This window comes from Natronosalvus vescus (assembly GCF_023973145.1).
Lineage (GTDB): Archaea > Halobacteriota > Halobacteria > Halobacteriales > Natrialbaceae > Natronosalvus > Natronosalvus vescus.
On record NZ_CP099546.1, the window covers coordinates 3247020 to 3264563 of the forward strand.

Below are 17544 nucleotides of genomic sequence, written 5' to 3' on the forward strand. Positions count from 1 at the left end.
TCCACGACGGAAGTCTGCGACCACCCACCTGATCCTGTGAGTGGACTCTACGGGACGACCCATCGATGGTTACTCGAGCGGCCCGTTACCCGATTGAGCGACGGTGTAACCATGTACGTTTTACCAGTAAATAGGCGAGAATGCCCCTTCCTCAAGGAGCGAACGGAGCATCGCGGAGAGAGTGAGTAGGGAGGGGATGAATCGCCAGTCGAAATGTGAACAATTAACTAACAACGGTCCATAACCACCAGACAGCGATGGATTACAGTCACCGCTACGTTGCCTATCCAACACAACCCGTAGCGGAGCGACTGGAACATCACATCGATATTAATCGCCAAGTGTACAACTACACCCGATACGAATACGAGAACGTGGACGCCGACAACATCGGCTCCGCGTACAAACACCACTACAGACTCCCCGACTGGAAAACTGAGTTCCCCATCTTCTCCGAGGTCAACTCGAAGGCGCTACACCGAACCGTCACGCGGTTCTATCAGAACCTCTCAAACCTCTCCAAGAAGAAACAAAACGGGAACAACGTCGGGCGGCTCAAGTGGAAGTCCCCAAAGGAGTTTCAGAGTATGACGTACTCGCAGTCTGGCTTCGAACTCAAAAACACGAGTGGCCGCACTGCAACACTCTCACCCACCAAAATCGGTGACGTTCGTATTCGCTATCACCGCGAAATCCCTGACGAAGCTACAATCAAAGAAGTCACGGTGAAAAAGGAGACAACAGGCGAGTGGTTCGTCTCGTTTGCTCTCGAAACCGACGACGAAGACCTGCCCGAGAAACCCGACGTGGACTCGCTCGAGACGAGCAATAGTCTCGGCATCGACCTCGGCATCCTCAACTACATCCACACGTCTGATGGACTCAGCGTGAACCGGCTCGACCTTGACGAAGAGTACGAGCGACTCCGCAGAGAGCAACGAAACCTCTCTCGGAAAGAGGAAGGGTCGAACAACTGGGAGAAGCAACGAGTTGAGGTTGCAAAGGTGAAGCGTCGGATTCGTCGGAAAGTCCTTGACTTCCAGCAGAAGCTGACGACGTGGCTCGTCCGTGAGTATGATGCCGTGTTTGTCGAGGATTTAGACGTGAAACCGATGCTTGAGGAGTCGCACAACGCTCGGAACAAGCAGGATGCCGCGTGGCGGCAGTTCATCACTCTGCTCGAATACAAGGCAGAGTTGTATGGAGTCCACGTTGTGCAAGTTGAACCTCACGGGACGACGAAGGAATGTGCGTCGTGTGGCGTTGAAACCAAGAAACCGATTTGGTACGAGAGCATTCGTGTCCGTCGTGCGGGTTTGAGTGTGACCGTGACGCGAATGCGGCGTTGAACGTCTTGCAACGAGGCTTTTCTGAACTAGGGCTGGGATGGCCCGAATCTACGCCTGTGGAGACTGCGCTCCCTACGGACACCCGTGTGGTGTCTGCAAAGCGCGTCATCGAAACAGGAAGCCCCACCCTCAACGAAGCGAAGGCGTTAGCCTGAGCGAAGTAGGGTGGGGTAGTTCACTGCCACAGACGACCCTCGACCTCGGGAACGGTGCCACGATCGAGGAGTTTGGAGACGAGTTCGAGGAACACATTATTGCCCAGACACAGTTGACGGGGACATTCTCGCCCTGATCGCCGTATCGTTGACGACTCATCGGAGCGCAGTCTACGCCTCGTCGATCATCGCCAGCGAACGGGTGTACCGACGGATCGTGTCGCCGTCCTCATCGCGCAACTCGACGACGAACTGCTGTTGGCCGACGACCACCTCGAGGTCGTCGACGTGAATCGCGAACGCGAAGGGCGGGTCGGTAACCGTCTCGAGCGTGCGATCGCCGGAGGTAACTACGACGTGATCGATCGCGGTCGGGTCGGACAGCGAACACTCAACGAGGTCGTCGACGACGACGCAGTCGAGATCCGGATTAACGTCCGGCTGACGATCGTCGTCTTCGAGCAGCGTCCCGAAGTCGAGCAACATCGGCGAGATCGGCGCAGTACCCAGGATCAGGACGATCGTGATGAACACGGTCAGGTTGATCTTCGAGGCCTTTTTGGCGAACGTTCGGGTAACTGGATGCCTCGCCGTGCGCCGGAGCCTGATCGCGACCGGCAGGATGACGAAGTGCGTCAGCGGCCCCCACAGAATGAGGGCGAACCCGTAGGCCATCACGTAGTAGAGGAAGGTCCAGTCGGGCCGGTACGAGTATAATAGGCCAGCAGCTGACCAGCAGAAAAAGCCGAAAAATAGCAAGCCGAAGCTCTTGAGCACTCGCCAGATCGGCGTGTTGGCGTAGTAGATACTCAGGAGGTCGTTCCAGTAGCGCCTGCACGTCGCGCGAACCAGTGGGGCGAACGACGAGGAGTGGCGATCGGTCATGTGGTGAGTGGATCAGTGCGAATCACAGCGGGTGGGCGTGGGCGGTTCGCGTCTCGAGGCGAGACGGGGTGTGATAGCGATTGGTGGAAATCCTGAGCCACTCGAGCGGAGACGGTACCGCGTGCGTGTCTCGAATGTTCCACGAATCACTATACGTGACCTCAGGCACCGATCTGCCAGAGCTGGCTCAGCAGGTACCAGTTCAGGACGTACGTGATGACGAACGCCCCGAGGAAGATCAGACAGAGGACGAACGTTCCACGCATGTCGTAGGTGTGGACGGGGTTGCCTTCCTCCTCTACGTCCGCAGTCTCGACGTCGCCGCCGTCGGGGTACACGAGTCCATCGGGGGTGAGGTCGGCGTTGTCACCCGGCTCGAGTTTCTTCCCGAAGAGTACCGAACCGACGGCGATCACGAGGAAGAGGACGCCCCCGGCGATCGCGAGCAGGGCAAAGATCCCGAATACGTTGAACAGCGGCCCTGCTGCGGCGAGGCTGAAGTCGGTGCCGGGGATGTTCTCGACGACCTCGGACGTTCGCCGGGGAACGCCGTAGAGGATGCCGACGTACATCAACATCAGCGTCGCGATGCTCATCGCACCGGCATAGAAGTACGGCTGGATCGACGCCAGTTTAGGTGAGATGAACGCCCGCATGAACATGGTTCGGATGACGAAGTAGCTCAATCCCATGAACGCCACCGTCGTCCCGAGGACAACCGTCGCGTGGAAGTGACCGACCGTCGCGAGCGTGTTGTGCCAGGTCATGTTGAGCTGGAGTTGTCCCATCAACACGCCCGTGATCCCGCCGAGGAATCCGAACAGGATGATCGAGAAGATGGTCGACGAAAAGATGGGGTTCTTCCACGGTGCGCCCGTGAGCCAGCCGAACAGCCCGCCGCCGAGTCCGCGTTTTCGTCGACCAGCTTCGATGCCGGCCGGGATGGCGAAGGCGTGGATCAGGCTCGCGAACGTCGCGCCGTAGAACGCGTACGACGTGTTGAAGATCCGCCAGCCGGTCGAGACGGCCGGATCGGAGAGCAGGTGGTGGGCCGCTCCGAGGTTGATGAAGAACAGATAGAGGATGAACGCCGTCCGGGAGACCTTCTCGCTGACGATTTCGGCCCCGCCGACGACGTGGGTCAGGAAGTACCAGACGACGATCATTGCCACGAGGTTGATCTGTTGGGAGCCGTGACCGACGATCCAGTAGAGCTGCCGGTACAGCGCGGCGTCGATCGACCCGATGAGTTCGATCCGCCAGGCCAGCGCGTAGCTGAACGCCGCGAGCCCGCCGAGGATCGCCTCGACAGCGATGATTGCGGTGATGAATGCCCCGAACGTGACGAGCGGGAGCGTTTGACCAGGGTTCTCGCGCTTTTCGAACCAGAGCGCGGTGAAAAACGGCAATGCCGAAATCGTCGCGCCGAGCAGGAAGACGATCGCGCCCGTGTAGAAGAGCGGATCCGACGGGAGCGGCGCGTACGAGGTCAGCAGTGGTGCCTGATCGGGCGCGCTCGTCGTCCAGATGGCGTAATTAACCAGCAGCGCGCCGGCCACCATCGTTAGCCATCCCAACTGGGCCACCCGCTCGAGGGGTAGTTTCCGGCCCAGAACCATCGGGCCGCCGACGTAGAGGATGGCGATTTCCATGAAAATCATCCAGAAGATGAGCAGGTTCCAGGCGTGGAGGCTCAGGTGCGTGTAGAAGTCACCGGCGTCGAGCAACCCGACGACCTCCCACCGGGTCATCGCGACGGTGAGTGCGAAGATGCCACCGTACAGGAGCGCGACGATGGCCGTCAGCGCGAAGAGTTTGACGTACTTCTCGACGGACTGGTGGATCTGGAGCCCCGTCACCGAGCACTGCCGGAAGCCGTCGGATCCGTAATCGTTGTCGAACAATCCAAGCATCAGGCCGCCTCCGTGACGATGATCGTATCGTGCATCGAACGGTGGCCTTCGCCACAGAACTCGTTACAGATGATGTGGTAGGTACCGGGTTCGTCGAATGTCATCGGAACCACCCACTCGTAGCCGGGGAGGATCTGCAGGTTGATCTGCTTGCTCAGGGTTGCCTCCGGTCGGAGCGAGAAGCCGTGTTGGACGTCGTAGGAACTGAGGTGGAAGTCGTACTGAGTGTCCGCCTCGAGCACGACTGGCGCGCCGTCCCAGGCGAACCGGACGCCGGCCATGTAGACGCTCGTGTCGTCTGGAACGAGCCCTTGCTCTGTCTCCTCGGCAGCGTCCTTGTAGGCGGCCATCTTCTCCTGGAACTCCGCCTCGGTGACGCGGTAGGTTTCACCGATCGGGTTCTGGTCACCAGTGCGTGTCCAGATGCTCATCCACCCAAAGAGGACGAGCGACCAGATGACACCCAGGCCGAGCCAGATTGATTCGCGTCGGTTGACGGCCTGATCCCACCAGTTTCCTTCAGGGGGCTTGAGTGGCGAAGACATGGTTCACCCCAGTGGAACGCTAAAGATGTCGACGACTCCCCAGACGACGTAGACGAAAAGAAAGAACGCCAGCGCTACCGTCGCCAGGAGCCATACGCGGTTGTACAGTCGTTGCATGAACGGAACCTCATCGGGTGTGTGTGTGGTCATTCGTGGTTCCCTGCAGGGGATTTCGAATAACCACTCCATGGGGATTGTCACGCACATGTTCGCTGGATCGGACACCTGAGAGGGGACGACACTCGAGTGAGCACGAGACGCAAAAACGCACGCCAGTCACGACTCAGATACCGCTACCCAGGGTACGCACCTTCCTGGAGGGACGTCCGGAAAATCATCGATTCGAAAACAGGCATCAGGATCAGCAGCGGCCGTTGGCCGGATTTGCATTCGCCACCTCGAGTGACGCGAGCCAGTTGCGAAGTGTGTCTTCCAGCAAGCAGTGGTGAATCACACCCTCTCTCGCGTTCACACGTCGTCACTGAGCACCGATCGACTCGAGTTCGTCACGACGATGATGCTACTCAGAGCCATCGCGACGGCTGCAAAGAGAGGGTTGATCATCCCGGCTGCGGCGAGAGGGATCGCGATCGCGTTGTACAGCAGCGCCCAGCCGACGTTCTCTCTGATTCGACGCCGGGTTCCCTCGGCGAGGCCAAACACCCGGCCCACGTCCCGGAGATCTGAGCGCGTGACGACCGCGTCCGCGGCGTCGGTCGCTCGAGCGGTGCCGTTCCCCATCGCGATGCCGAGATCGGCGGCTGCGAGCGCTGGCGCGTCGTTCGTCCCGTCGCCGACCATCGCGGTACGCCGATCGCGAGTGAACCGTCGAATCGTCTCGACTTTGCCATGAGGTGGGACGCCGGCGAACACCTGGTCGACAGCAGGGTGGTCGGTAAACTGGCTCGTCGCCGCGGCGTTGTCGCCAGTGAGGACGACGATTTCGTGGTTATCGACGGCCCCGAGAACGTCGTCCCACTCGTCTCGAGCCCGGTCGCCGGCGACGATGACGGTACAGATGTGACCTTCGTGGCCGACGACGACCGGCAGCAGTCCCGCCGAACGTGCCTCGTCGATGGTTCTCTCGAGTGCGTCCGGAATCGGGCCGACGCAGCGCTCGAGTAGTTCCGGAGTGCCGACGGTCACGGGTTTACCATCAACCAGCGCGCTGATGCCGGCTCCGGGGTGACGTTCGAATTCGGTGACGAGCGGGCCGTCATCCGTCCCTGGTATCGCTTCAGTTGGTACCGCCTCCGCTAGTGACGCTTCCTCTGGTGTCGCTTCCCCAGGTTCCGCTCCCCTCTCGATCTCGGCACCAGCACCTTCGTCACCGTCGTCGAGCACTGTAACGCCGCCGTCGGCTCGAGCACTCGCGTTTCCGACCTCCGCGTACGCGCAAATTGCCTCGGCGACGGGATGTTCGGAGTAGCGTTCGACTGAGGCTGCAGCGTCGAGCCCGGTCTCGTCGCCGTGAACCTCGAGGACGGTCATCTCGCCGGACGTCAGCGTCCCGGTCTTGTCGAAGACGAGCGTCTCGATGCGCGGGGCCGATTCGAACACCGACGCGTTGGTGACGACGATGCCGCGCTCGAGGGCATCTCGAAGTCCGGAGGCGACGGCCAGCGGGGTGGCGAGTCCCATCGCACACGGACAGGAGACGACGAGGACGGTGAGACCGGTCAGGAGCGCCTCCGAAGGCGGGACGCCGGCGAGCAGTCGCCAGGCGGTGACGACGGTCGCGAGCGTGAGCACGAATGGGACGAAGATCGTCGCCAGTTTGTCCGCGAATCGCTGGACGCCCGGTGAGCTGCTCTGTATCTCCCACAACAGCGTGGCGATCCGATCGATCGTACTCGTCGCCTCCGGCCCGACCTCGACGACGAGCGCGCTGTCGGTGACGATTGCGCCGCCGATCGCCTCCTCGCCCGGCCCTTTCGTCACCGGAAGCGATTCCCCGGTGAGGATAGACTCGTCGACAGCCGCCGTCCCCTCCCGGATCGTCCCGTCGATCGGGATCCGTTCACCTGGTCGGACGACGACCGAATCGCCCGGCTCGAGTGCGTCGATCGACACTGTCTCGGTGCCGTCAGCCGTTCGGCGAGTGGCCTCGCTGCTCTGGCCGGCGGTGACGCTCGAGAGTAGCGACGTCGCGCGGCGTTTGATCGTCCGCTCGTAATAGGTTCCCAGACTAACGACCATGATCACGGCAACGGTGACGTCGTAGTAGAGGTGGGTACTCCCCATCGCGAGTGCGACCGTACTGTAGGCGTACGCCGAGAGGGCGGCGATCGACACCAGTAGATCCATGTTCGGACGGCCGACGCGGACGCTGACGTACGCGCCGCGAAGCACCGGATAGCCGGTGTAGACCAGAACGATGGTCGTGAGCACGCCGACGAACCCCATCGGGAGGTAGATGCCTACGGGGGTCGTCGCGTCGACGGTCAGAATCCCCGTCTCGATGCCGACGTAGCTGGGGTAGAGAAAGAAGAGGTACCAGGGCATGATGAGCATCGAGAGAAAGCCACCGACCAGCAATCGTGCCACGAGGTCGCTGTCTCGCTCCCGATCGGTTCCTTCTGTGTCGGGTTCGCGAGCCTCGTAACCGTAGCCGGAGACGAGTGCAGGAAGTTCGGCCCGCGTGACCTGCACGGGATCGTAGACCACGCGGATCGTATCCGTCGCGTAGCTCGCCTCGACGGTGAGAATCCCGTCGTTGCCCTCGCCCAAGAGGGAGACGAACCCTTCACAGGTTGAACAGTGCATCCCGTCGATGGACAGGAAGGCTTCTTCGGCACCATCCGGAACCTCCCGCGACGATGAGTGTTCACCCCGCTGGCGGACGGCTGCCGCGTCGACGTCCTCGAGATCACCCAGCGCGCTCGACACCTCGAGACACCCTTGACAGCAGAACGTGCCGTCGACGCCGTCCCTGGTGACCGGCGGGTCAGGGACTGGAAGGTCACAGAGCGAACACGCAGTCATTCTTGTCTCGAGGTTGGGCAGGTTTCGGGGTAGCCATACTGGCGAAGATGTTCACCTCGCCGTCGACGACGCTGGGAGCGGGGTATCATCACTCGAGCAACGAGGTCAACAGCTTCCGCTGTGCGGATGCGAGGTGTTCGGTGAACGTCGAGCGCGTGATCCCGAGTTCGTCCGCCACGGCTCCCGCGTTGGCCGTTCGTGGATACTCGAAGTAGCCCATCTCGTAGGCCGTCTCGAGGACGTCTCGCTGTCGGTCGGTGAGCTGGGCGACGTCGATCCGTTCGTAAGCCACACAGCCGTCGCCACCGGTGCGTCGCAATCCACGGATGTTGACCTCGCCGAACGCCTCGCGTAGCTCTCCGAGAAGCGTTTTGAGGGAGTCAGTATCGGAGATGTAACACGTCACGTGGAGCGCACCATCGACCGCTCGAACGTCGGAGACCGGCCAGCCGAACGCCTCGATGCGCTCACAGGCACACTTGATACCGGAATCCCGATCGAATCGGTAGACAGAGCCTTTGTCGTACGCGAAAATCCGTGTACTCTCGCCGATCGAATCGGGCGGAGACGTCGACCCCTTTTCGGCCGATTCCGTTCGGACGGTGAACTCTTCGACGACTCGTCCTGCATCATCCCGTCCGGACGACCGGGTGACGTCACCCACCGCCGAGTCGGTTGCTGCCGACGCGCTGGCGACCGGACACGCCCCCGGCGTCCCGATCTCGATGTCGGCTCTGATCGTCAGTCCCATTGGTCTCGCTCGAAAGGTGTAGACGGCGCAGTTGGACGCGATACAGTCTCGAGGCAATCGTTAATCAGCATTCGACACCTCCGACGGTGGTTCCGGTGCAGTGGCGGTCTCCTCCCAGGGAAGCGGGCCGTCGTACCCCGCCGGCACGTGTGGACAGAGCGGGTCGCTCGAGAGCGGATCACCGGTGTAGGCGTACGCTCGAGAGCGGCTTCCGCCACAGACGGTGCGGTACTCGCAGGCCCCGCACTTCCCAGTAAGTTGCTCACGATCGCGAAGCGACCGAAAGAGCGGCGCGTTTCGATAGATCGCTGTAACCGGCCGTTCGCGCACGTTACCTGCCGACTTCGGCAGGAATCCGGACGGATACACCTCTCCCGTGTGGCTGACGAACGCGAACCCGTCGCCCGCGACGATGCCGCTTCGTCGACGAAGGCCGGCAGCGTGATCGCCGTCTCGAGTCTCGCCCCTAGCGTCACGTTGCTGGTGCTCGAGACACACCCGCCGATACTGGGGTGCTTCAGTGGTTTTCACCCCGAACGGTTCGGTCTCGCTGACTCCCCCCAACCACGCCATGACGTCGTCTGCCTCGTCGGGCGACAGGGGCTCGAGAATCCGTCCTCGGCCGACTGGAACGAGGAAGAAAACGCTCCACATGACGACGCCGAGGTTACCGATCAACGACGCGATGGCGGGGAGTTCGTCGACCGTTTCTCGACAGACCGTGGTGTTTATCTGGACGGGTACCCCGGCGGCCTTGGCGTCCTCGATGGCCCGGATCGTCTCCTCGAAACTGCCTGATTCGCCACGGAACGCGTCGTGGTGTTCCGCGCTCGCCCCGTCGAGGCTGAGTGCCATCCGACGAAGGCCGGCGTCGGCCATCTCCTCGATCCGATCGAGGGTCACCGACTGCGTGCCGCTGGGGGTGATCGTCATTCGAAGCCCCAGCGAGGTACCGTACTCGATCAACTCGACGACGTCGTCGCGGACGAGCGGATCACCACCCGACAGGACGACGAGTTGACCGTCCCCGAAGTCGCTCGCGCTCTCGAGCAGGCGTTTTCCCTCCACCGTCGTCAGCTCTTCGGGGTGGCGGTGAGGCTGGGCGTCCGCCCGGCAGTGGTCGCAGGCGAGGCCGCAAGCCTGGGTTAGCTCCCAGATGAGGACGAACGGTCGCTGTGACGTGTCGAGCTGTCGAGCGCCGGGTGGTGCTGGCATGCGTATTCGCCTCCCCATCGAAACCCTGCATTGATAACCGTTCGCCTCGTTCTCGAATACCAGTAAGACGGCCGAATACGTTCGCCACGAGTGTTATCTCACCGGATTAAAGAGCCTCCCACGAGACCAATGGACGAACGCACACGCTGGTCGAAGGTAGCGGGTGACCGACGGGGAACGCCGATACCCCAGTGGGAAGTGTTTCAGCGAGAACAGCGGACGTCACCGTTGCAGCACGTCGGCAGCGTGACTGCCTACGATGCCGACAGGGCTGTCGACCACGCGACGAGTCTCTTCGGGGCGACCGCCGAAGATCTCTGGCTCTGTCCAGCCGACGCCATCGAACGGTACTCGACGCGGCCGCTGTCCGCTGTGGATGAAGAATTCAGTGACGACGGTCAGACTTTCAGTGACGAGGTTCGGACGGGCTGCACCTCGAGCGACAGTGACGCAGAGACGACCGAATCGACAGCTTCGGAGACCACAGAACCGACAGCTTTCGAGACGAGCGAAACGATGGATTCATCGGAGGATGAGGACGCGTGATCTCGATCAGCAAACTCCTCTGTGATCTCGACGCCGAGGGGGACGGCCTTCGATACGACGCCGCCGCCGCCTCGAGCAAACCCCAGATCACGACCGAAAAACAGCGTCGGCCGGTGGTCGTCTGGAACACGACCCGTCGCTGTAACCTCTACTGCGCTCACTGTTACGCGGCCGCCGAGACACGACCCGCGGCAGGCGAGTTCTCCACGGCGGAAGCACGACGCTTCCTCGAGCAACTCGCCGACTACGACGTCCCGGTGGTACTCTTTTCGGGCGGCGAACCACTGGTTCGCCAGGATCTGATCGAACTCGTGGCGTACGCCGCCGACCTGGGCCTCCGACCCGTGCTCTCGACCAACGGCACGCTGCTCACGCGCGAGCGAGCTGTGTCCCTGAAAGAGGCCGGATTGCAATACGCGGGCATCTCAGTCGACGGCCTGCCCGACCGCAACGACGAGTTCAGGGGTCAGGAGGGCGCGTTCGACGCCGCCGTCCGCGGCATCGAGGCCTGCCTGGACGTCGGGCTCAAGACCGGGCTCCGGTACACGATCACCGAAGCGAACGCACCTGACCTCGAGGGCGTCGTCGACCTGCTCGCCGACGTCGGCGTCGACCGGTTCTGTTTTTACCACCTCGATTACGGCGGCCGCGGGGCCGAGATCACCGACATCGACCTGTCCCCGCAAGCCAAACGCGAAGCCGTCGAACGACTTTGTGATCTCACGCTCGAGTACCACGATCGGGGCGAGGAGATCGAAACTTTGCTCGTTGGTAACTACGCCGACGCGGGCTTTCTCGTCGAGTACGCCGCCGATCGGTTCGGCCCCGAGAAAGCCGCCGCGGTCTATCGACACCTCGAGCGAAACGGCGGCGACCCGACCGGTGAGCGAATCGCCGACGTCGACTACGAGGGGAACGTTCACCTCACGCAGTTCTGGCAGGGGTACAGCCTCGGCAACGTACGGGATCGATCCTTCGGGGAGATCTGGGAGGACGAAACGAACCCACTGCTCGCGTCGCTCCGTAATCGGGAGGAACACCTCACCGGGCGGTGTGGCGACTGTCAGTATCAGTCGATCTGTCGTGGCGGTTCGCGACTGCGCGCGCTGGCGACCGAGGACGATCTGTTCGCGCCCGATCCGCAGTGTTATCTCGAGGATGACGAGGTTTTCGGAACCGCCCACCAGCCGGTCGGTGCTGATTAGTCGGTGCTGGTTAGTCGAGGCTGATTCGGCGGCCTCGAGATCGAGTTCGAGAACGGGGGTCGTCCTTGTGCTCGTGCTCGTGCTTAGACCAGTGACAACTCGAACCGAGTCAAAAAATAGCCGAATTCGTCCGTGTGCCCGGTTAGAGTCCGGTGTCTCGACCCATGTCCTGATCCGTGCCGTGCCCGCCTCCGAGATCGTCTCGAAGGTGGATCGCGTCGTCGTCGACTCGAGCGATCGCTGACTCCTGTAGCGGATAGGTGTCCTCGTCCGTGTCCTCCCAGCCGAGTTTCGCCTTGATCGTATCGGTCATGCCCGGATCGGCTTCGACGTGTGCGGTGCCGTGTTGCATCGCCGAGACGATCCCGATCGATTCGCCGTTCGCGTTCACGACCGTTTTCCCGATGTCGTCCTCGGTAAGTTGGTGCGCCATTGCACACGACCTGTCGACGAAGTTGGCAAAGGGTCTGGTGCCTGCACTGGCAGGCGCGGCTTTATATCGTCATTCGAACTCCGGCTGTCGTCCCTCGAGAAACGCCGCAACGCCCTCCTCGTGTGCATCAGAGGTGTACGCCTGCACCTGTAGCAGGTTCTCGTAGTCGAGTGCTTCCCCCCAGTGACGACCCAGGTTCTCGTGCATCGCCCGTTTCGTCAACGCGATCGTTTCGGTTGGGCGTCGACCCAGGCGGTCGACGGTTTCTCCGACGCGTTCCTCGAGGTCGTCCGCCGGGACGGCCTCGTTGATCAGATCGAGATTGGCGGCCTCCTCGGCGTCGAAGAACCGCCCCGTGAACGCGAGGTCTTTCGCCGTCCGGAGCCCGACGAGCTTCGGGAGGAGGAAGGTGCCGCCAGTGTCGGGAATCAATCCCACGCGAACGAACGCGCAGGAGAACGTCGCGTCCTCGGCGGCGTAGGCAAAATCCGAGAGGGCGGCGATGGCAAGACCTGCACCGACGGCATCGCCGTTGATCTGGGCGACGATCGGTACCGGGCACTCGAGCATCTCCTCGACGACTCGCCCGAACGTTTCAGTGATCCGGTCGAACGCGTCCTGTGGCGTCTCCCTGCGTTCGGCCATCGCCTGAATGTCACCGCCGGCACTGAACGCCGCCCCCTCGCCCGTGAGGACGACCGCGTGGTGCTCATCGAGTGACACGTCCGTAATAGCGTCAGCGAACGCTTCAGCAGTGTCCGTGCTAAACGCGTTCATCACCTCGGGTCGATCGAACGTGATCCGGACGACGCCGTCTCCATCATCGATTTGCATGGCTCAGCATCGGTTAACAGTCACATATATGCTCGGTTCCGTACTCGAAACCGTTCGAGTGACGAGACGGTGATGGGAACGAACTCGATGCAGTCCCCGACTTGCGAGATACCGATTCCGTCTACTGCGCTCTCAATAGCCGACTGTCCACTTGTGTTCACACTGGACGCATCGGTGAGTAATGCCGGAACTGCCCTCTATTTTCATACTGAATACTCGTTCACCACAGTCCGCGCAGACGGTGATTTCGTTCATTATGACTGTATAGGTAAGGGAGTAGCTAAACGGTTAGTCCAAAACATATTGGTGTGGTCTGGACTGTCATCACGTGGTTACCGTTGACATGATTCCGACCGCTGGAACCGCCGTACCGTACTCCCTCGAGTTCGACGTTCCCATCTGGAAAGAATCGCCACACGGTATGACCACATCGCCGATCGAACAGCGACGTATGACCAGCAGCATTCAATCGCGTTCCGCTCGAGCCTGGGTGCAACTCGGCGTTTCTTCACTCGGCCTGCTGGTGATCCTCGGCAGTCTCGTCGTGTTCGCGATCCTGTTCGGGTCGATGCCACGGAGCGAGAGCGGGTTCGCCGAAGGGTTGGCCATCGTGCTGTTCGGCCTGTACGTGCTGGTTGGGTTCGTCGTCCTCGCAGCCGGGTTGTTGATCCCACAGTCCGATGCCAGCGGGATTCAGTTCTCCTCACGGCAGCGAACGCTTCTGATATATGGTGCACTCGCACCGATCGTGAGCGTCATCAGCATTCCGAACGTCTCGATGTTCGCCCCGCCGATCTCACCCACGGTAACGACGGTACTCGTGATCTCTCTGGCCGTATTTCTCGTCAGCGGGCCACTCGCAACGCTGCTCGTATTGGGGTTGAAGCTTCGTGAGCGGTGGATTTGACCGCTGTGTGTGGACTGGTTCTCATCGGTCAGTCTCGGCTATATTTCGCGAGGACGTCACCGATTCGCCTCGAGCCAGTCGACCGCAAAATCGACGAGCGGGCGTTGCGGGAGGAGCGTCGCGTCGGCGGCCCCAACGGTTCCCGACCGTACGTCTGCGCCGTCTTCAGCCTCGAACGCCACACCAAGGTCGGGGAAGTCTTCGGTGTCCGTTTCGATGTCCGTGTAGCGGGCCACGACCCGTTCGCCGTCCTCGAGCACTGGAGCCACGTTCTCGGTCGCCGGTTGGTCGATCGCTGCCCGATACTCGGCGAGGTGTAGCGACGTGTTCGACTCATGGCCCACGCCGAGCAGGAGAACGGAGCCGTCGAGGTTGTACACTCGGGCGAGCGGGGAGTCCTCGCCGAGACCGTTGTCCAGGGGGTGGTCGTCGACGATCGTCGCTGCGTTCGCTCCCCAGGCCGCGAACGAGAGGGTCGGATGGGCGCTGCGCCTGACAGCTGGGTACGTGCGGAAGGCCTCGACGATGGCACCCATCCCGCGGGTCGGCGTCGTCTCGGGTCGATACGGGGGTCGCTGTGTTCGAATCGTTTCGATCCACGACTCGGGTACCGGCGGGTTCGACCATACCGACGGATCGCTGTACTGCGTGGAGTGCGTCGGCATGACGAGGGTTCCCTCCTCGGTGACGACGGTCATGAGTGCATCGACGACCGTCTGGGCGTCGACACAGACCCAGCCGAGCGCGCTCAACGAGGAGTGAACGAGCAGCGTGTCGCCCGCTTCGATGCCGAGGTTCTGAAAATCGTCGACGAGGGAGGTGACGGTCACTGGTTCGTCCACTGCCTCGATCGCCCGTTTTTCGCTCATAGTCGTGGCTCGAGCATCGGCACCTTCAGTGTTCCTGACGGTTGGTACCGGGTGGCGTGGTGTCGGCGTTCGAGAACCGCTGTGGGACGTGAAAGAGACTATGGCGGCCGCTCGAGCGAGAACCGATCGGTCGTCTTCGTGTACCAGCTCCCTGCCAGTCGACCGACTGCGTCGACCTTCTCGACGTCTATCTTCCTGTCGGTGGTCACGTCTTCGTTCATGTGGACGTACCGAACGTCCCCGAGGACGAGCGTCGATCCGCCGATGTCGATTAGTTCCCGACGGGTACACTCCAGAGCGACCCTTGCCTCAGCCACGCGAGGCGGAGTAACGACCGTCGAATCGGCGCGCTCGAGGCCAGCGTGGTCGAACTCGCTTTCGCCGGCGTGAAGCGTGGCGCTGGTTTCGTTCATCGCCGTCGCGAGGTCGTCGGTGACCAGGTTGACGACGAACTCGCCTGTCTCAGCGACGTTTCGCGGGGTATCCTTGAGCCCATCGGCGCCGTCGACGGGGGCGAACAGGACGACGGGTGGGTCGACCGAAGCGACGGTGAAGAAGCTGTACGGGGCGAGGTTGTCCACGCCATCGTGTCCCCGGGTGCTCACCCAGGCAATTGGGCGGGGGACGACGGCGCTCGAGAGCACACGGTAGAGGGAGCCCACGTGACCGTCGACGTCGATTTCGACGCTCGAGTTTTCGGAGTTGCTCGCTGCACCGTCAGTTTCGAACCTACCGGAGTCGGTCGGTTCGTCGCTCACTGCTGGTCACCAGGTTGGGTGCCGGTATTCGCTTCCCCAGCATCGCCTGCGGCCCGCGGATCGACGAACTCGCGCCCCGGTACCTCCTCGTCGACGGTGAACCCCGGCCCCATCGTCGCCAGTTCGAACACCAGTCCGTCGGGGTCGGTAAAGTAGATGCTCTTGAAGTACGTTCGATCGCGAACCGGGGAGACTCGAACGCCGTGATCCTTGAGGTGTTCACGCCACTCGAGCAGGGTGTCCTCGTCTTCGACGCCCATGGCGAAGTGGTGGCTGGCACCCGGTCCAGGGCTACCGCGACTGTTCGGGTACTCGAAGTAGGTGATCGTCGTTCCGGGTTCGCCCTCGGGCGTCGGCGAGAAGTAGTAGTGGAGCGTGCCCGGGTCGTCGTAGTTCTCGGTTCGTTTGACGGTGTGAAACCCCAGGACGTCCTCGTAGAAGGATCTGGTCTCCTCCATGTTCGTACAGATGTTCGTCACGTGGTGCAGTCCCGTCGTTGGCGGCGGTGAGTCGGGCATACGTGTAGTTACCTCGTGTTATCTGGTACGATACCGAACTGCTATAGGCTTTCGCGACGAAGGGGTTAGCAGATAACCACGATGTCATCGGATCAATCACTCGAGACCGACCAGCGCGCTGGCACAGTCACCACCGATCAGGACGCCGGCTCCCTCTGTCCGGTCGTCAGATCCATCGAACAGATCGGCTCCCAGTGGCGACTGGCCGTGCTCCACGAACTCCAGAAAGACGAACACCGGTTCAACGAGCTCAAGCGAGCGACGGGGGCGAACGCCCGAACGCTTTCGCGCGTCCTCGAGGATCTGGGTGACCTCGGGTTCGTCGACCGTCGCATCGAGGAGGACGCACCGATCGCGACCTACTACAGCCTGACGCCGAAAGGCCGTTCGCTCGAGCCGGTGTTCGACGAGATCGAGTGCTGGGCGGGGAGCTGGCTCGAGGAGTCCTCGGACGACGAATAGTCGCCGATCGTCGATTTACTGTGACACCGTTCCCGGTCAGTCCCGCAGATCGAACGCCACCGCCAGATCACCGTTCCAATAGGCGAACCGGTACCGTCCAGCAGGGAGGTCGGGACAGACCTCGAGGCGCGGATGGCCGGTGTCGAACTCATCGGTCGCCATCTCGAGCGTCCAGTCGAATCCGGTTCCAGGCTGGTGCATGTATCCCTCGTCGGTGTATCCCGGCCCGTAGCCGTTCTCGTCGTCGTAGACGCGAACGTCCTGCCAGCCGGCGTCGGTGTACACCTCGAACCCGAACTTCTGGGCGTTCCCGGTCGTCTGTTCTTCGTTGGTGCTGTTGACCATCCTGATCGTCACCGACTCGCCGCGGTCGACGGTGCGCCGATCGACGCGCATGGAAAACCGGTCGTCGTCACCCCAGGAGACATCCTCGACCGGCGACATGCGAGCGACGCCCTCGTCCGGGCACTCGAGGGCGGCGGGAACGACCTCGGGGTCGCCGTCCGGCTTGACGTATCCCTCGAGTTCATCGGGGTCGACGGAGATGTCGAGGGAGGCTTCGACCGTGTCCGTCTCGCCCCAGCCGTCGGTGATCGTCACCGCGGCCTGCGTGGGCCACTCGGCGTCGTCGGCGAACGTTACACGCGCCAACGCCGACGGGGACAGCTCCGCCTCGCCACACCCTTCCTCGGGGTCGCTGGTATCGACGACGGTCGCCGTGGCCGTCAGAACCTCGCCCTCGAGGGACACGTCGTCGATCTCCAGACGGTCGTGACAGATGTTCGGCCCAGTGGATTCGACGAACAACAGGAGCTGAGTCTCGAAGTCAGTTTCTCTGACGAACGGGCCGACGGTCTCCTCGAGTCGCTCCTCGGAGACGGCGTGGATCGGCGTCACGTGGGCCAGCCGGTCTTCCGAGTCGGCCAGCGCACAGGAGCCGATCGTGTCCGCGTCCCAGTCAGGGCGGTCGGTTCGGGTCGTGTACTGAATCGTGTCGACGGTCTCGATTGTGCCGTTCGGATCGTCCGTCCCGTCGTCATTGCCGTCATCGTCGTCATCGTCGCTGCTCCCACCGGGTGAGCCGCCGTCGTCACCCATCTCGCCATCGAGACACCCCGCCAGCGAGAGGCCACCGGCGAGCGCACCGTAGCGAAGCAGTCGTCGCCGAGTCGGCGTGTTCATACGCCTCAGTAAGGTGGTCGGTGATAAGTGTT

At 62.1% G+C, this 17544-nt stretch carries 17 protein-coding genes and 1 pseudogene; 5 read left to right on the forward strand and 13 right to left on the reverse strand.

All coding sequences use genetic code 11. The annotated features are described in order from the left end of the window. Positions 1-257: 257 nt before the first annotated feature. Positions 258-1504, forward strand: a pseudogene (locus tag NGM68_RS15480) (RNA-guided endonuclease InsQ/TnpB family protein). A 171-nt stretch (positions 1505-1675) separates the two neighbouring features. Here the strand turns inward: NGM68_RS15480 and NGM68_RS15485 are convergent. From NGM68_RS15485 to NGM68_RS15515, 7 genes are all read right to left on the reverse strand, one after another. Then, entirely contained in the window at positions 1676-2389 is a 714-nt protein-coding gene (locus NGM68_RS15485) for a hypothetical protein (RefSeq protein WP_252699132.1), read from the reverse strand. Positions 2390-2550: 161 nt separating this feature from the next. Next, the gene (locus NGM68_RS15490; RefSeq protein ID WP_252699133.1) at positions 2551-4302 is read right to left on the reverse strand and encodes a cytochrome c oxidase subunit I; all 1752 of its coding nucleotides are present in this window, start codon (positions 4300-4302) and stop codon (positions 2551-2553) included. Further along, positions 4302-4847, reverse strand: a complete 546-nt coding sequence (locus NGM68_RS15495) for a cupredoxin domain-containing protein (protein ID WP_252699134.1) — start codon at positions 4845-4847, stop codon at positions 4302-4304. The genes NGM68_RS15490 and NGM68_RS15495 overlap by 1 nt, the downstream gene beginning before the upstream one ends. A gap of 3 nt (positions 4848-4850) precedes the next feature. Then, entirely contained in the window at positions 4851-4997 is a 147-nt protein-coding gene (locus tag NGM68_RS15500; protein ID WP_252699135.1) for a hypothetical protein, read from the reverse strand. A 318-nt stretch (positions 4998-5315) separates the two neighbouring features. Further along, positions 5316-7832, reverse strand: a complete 2517-nt coding sequence (locus NGM68_RS15505; protein ID WP_252699136.1) for a heavy metal translocating P-type ATPase — start codon at positions 7830-7832, stop codon at positions 5316-5318. An 88-nt stretch (positions 7833-7920) separates the two neighbouring features. Then, positions 7921-8583, reverse strand: a complete 663-nt coding sequence (locus NGM68_RS15510) for a helix-turn-helix domain-containing protein (protein WP_252699137.1) — start codon at positions 8581-8583, stop codon at positions 7921-7923. A gap of 60 nt (positions 8584-8643) precedes the next feature. Further along, positions 8644-9798 (reverse strand): TIGR04053 family radical SAM/SPASM domain-containing protein, encoded by a 1155-nt coding sequence (locus tag NGM68_RS15515; protein WP_252699138.1) that lies wholly within the window; start codon positions 9796-9798, stop codon positions 8644-8646. Positions 9799-9927: 129 nt separating this feature from the next. Between NGM68_RS15515 and NGM68_RS15520 the strand changes: the two genes are divergently transcribed. Both NGM68_RS15520 and NGM68_RS15525 read left to right on the forward strand, forming a co-directional pair. Further along, positions 9928-10344 (forward strand): Htur_1727 family rSAM-partnered candidate RiPP, encoded by a 417-nt coding sequence (locus tag NGM68_RS15520; RefSeq protein ID WP_252699139.1) that lies wholly within the window; start codon positions 9928-9930, stop codon positions 10342-10344. Then, positions 10341-11549, forward strand: a complete 1209-nt coding sequence (locus NGM68_RS15525; protein ID WP_252699140.1) for a TIGR04347 family pseudo-SAM/SPASM protein — start codon at positions 10341-10343, stop codon at positions 11547-11549. Before NGM68_RS15520 ends, NGM68_RS15525 begins: the two co-directional genes overlap by 4 nt. Positions 11550-11691: 142 nt before the next feature. Here the strand turns inward: NGM68_RS15525 and NGM68_RS15530 are convergent, their stop codons facing one another. Next, positions 11692-11982, reverse strand: a complete 291-nt coding sequence (locus NGM68_RS15530; protein ID WP_311136041.1) for a hypothetical protein — start codon at positions 11980-11982, stop codon at positions 11692-11694. Between the two features lie 69 nt (positions 11983-12051). After that, the gene (locus tag NGM68_RS15535; RefSeq protein ID WP_252699141.1) at positions 12052-12816 is read right to left on the reverse strand and encodes an enoyl-CoA hydratase/isomerase family protein; all 765 of its coding nucleotides are present in this window, start codon (positions 12814-12816) and stop codon (positions 12052-12054) included. 328 nt (positions 12817-13144) lie between these two features. On the opposite strand from NGM68_RS15535, the gene NGM68_RS15540 reads away from it, so the two are divergent. After that, complete coding sequence (locus NGM68_RS15540; RefSeq protein ID WP_252699142.1) at positions 13145-13723, forward strand: hypothetical protein; 579 nt, start codon at positions 13145-13147, stop codon at positions 13721-13723. A 56-nt stretch (positions 13724-13779) separates the two neighbouring features. Here NGM68_RS15540 and NGM68_RS15545 read toward each other — a convergent pair whose 3' ends face one another. From NGM68_RS15545 to NGM68_RS15555, 3 genes are all read right to left on the reverse strand, one after another. Next, positions 13780-14592 carry an AAC(3) family N-acetyltransferase gene (locus NGM68_RS15545; protein ID WP_252699143.1) on the reverse strand — a complete coding sequence of 271 codons (813 nt, stop codon included), beginning with the start codon at positions 14590-14592 and terminating at the stop codon, positions 13780-13782. Positions 14593-14690: 98 nt separating this feature from the next. After that, positions 14691-15272 (reverse strand): flavin reductase family protein, encoded by a 582-nt coding sequence (locus NGM68_RS15550; protein ID WP_252701437.1) that lies wholly within the window; start codon positions 15270-15272, stop codon positions 14691-14693. A gap of 74 nt (positions 15273-15346) precedes the next feature. Continuing rightward, on the reverse strand, positions 15347-15868 hold the full coding sequence (locus NGM68_RS15555; RefSeq protein WP_252699144.1) for a VOC family protein: 522 nt from the start codon (positions 15866-15868) through the stop codon (positions 15347-15349). A gap of 81 nt (positions 15869-15949) precedes the next feature. Here NGM68_RS15555 and NGM68_RS15560 point away from each other — a divergent pair, with 81 nt between their 5' ends. Continuing rightward, the gene (locus NGM68_RS15560) at positions 15950-16330 is read left to right on the forward strand and encodes a winged helix-turn-helix transcriptional regulator (protein WP_252699145.1); all 381 of its coding nucleotides are present in this window, start codon (positions 15950-15952) and stop codon (positions 16328-16330) included. 36 nt (positions 16331-16366) lie between these two features. Here the strand turns inward: NGM68_RS15560 and NGM68_RS15565 are convergent, their stop codons facing one another. Then, positions 16367-17512 carry a hypothetical protein gene (locus NGM68_RS15565; protein WP_252699146.1) on the reverse strand — a complete coding sequence of 382 codons (1146 nt, stop codon included), beginning with the start codon at positions 17510-17512 and terminating at the stop codon, positions 16367-16369. Positions 17513-17544: the final 32 nt, after the last annotated feature.

Bases quoted from the DNA above. Each gene is read 5' to 3' on its own strand.
- NGM68_RS15485 (WP_252699132.1), bottom strand. From the start codon at position 2,389: ATGACCGATCGCCACTCCTCGTCGTTCGCCCCACTGGTTCGCGCGACG.
- NGM68_RS15490 (WP_252699133.1), bottom strand. From the start codon at position 4,302: ATGCTTGGATTGTTCGACAACGATTACGGATCCGACGGCTTCCGGCAG.
- NGM68_RS15495 (WP_252699134.1), bottom strand. From the start codon at position 4,847: ATGTCTTCGCCACTCAAGCCCCCTGAAGGAAACTGGTGGGATCAGGCC.
- NGM68_RS15500 (WP_252699135.1), bottom strand. From the start codon at position 4,997: ATGACCACACACACACCCGATGAGGTTCCGTTCATGCAACGACTGTAC.
- NGM68_RS15505 (WP_252699136.1), bottom strand. From the start codon at position 7,832: ATGACTGCGTGTTCGCTCTGTGACCTTCCAGTCCCTGACCCGCCGGTC.
- NGM68_RS15510 (WP_252699137.1), bottom strand. From the start codon at position 8,583: ATGGGACTGACGATCAGAGCCGACATCGAGATCGGGACGCCGGGGGCG.
- NGM68_RS15515 (WP_252699138.1), bottom strand. From the start codon at position 9,798: ATGCCAGCACCACCCGGCGCTCGACAGCTCGACACGTCACAGCGACCG.
- NGM68_RS15520 (WP_252699139.1), top strand. From the start codon at position 9,928: ATGGACGAACGCACACGCTGGTCGAAGGTAGCGGGTGACCGACGGGGA.
- NGM68_RS15530 (WP_311136041.1), bottom strand. From the start codon at position 11,982: ATGGCGCACCAACTTACCGAGGACGACATCGGGAAAACGGTCGTGAAC.
- NGM68_RS15535 (WP_252699141.1), bottom strand. From the start codon at position 12,816: ATGCAAATCGATGATGGAGACGGCGTCGTCCGGATCACGTTCGATCGA.
- NGM68_RS15545 (WP_252699143.1), bottom strand. From the start codon at position 14,592: ATGAGCGAAAAACGGGCGATCGAGGCAGTGGACGAACCAGTGACCGTC.
- NGM68_RS15555 (WP_252699144.1), bottom strand. From the start codon at position 15,868: ATGCCCGACTCACCGCCGCCAACGACGGGACTGCACCACGTGACGAAC.
- NGM68_RS15560 (WP_252699145.1), top strand. From the start codon at position 15,950: ATGTCATCGGATCAATCACTCGAGACCGACCAGCGCGCTGGCACAGTC.
- NGM68_RS15565 (WP_252699146.1), bottom strand. From the start codon at position 17,512: ATGAACACGCCGACTCGGCGACGACTGCTTCGCTACGGTGCGCTCGCC.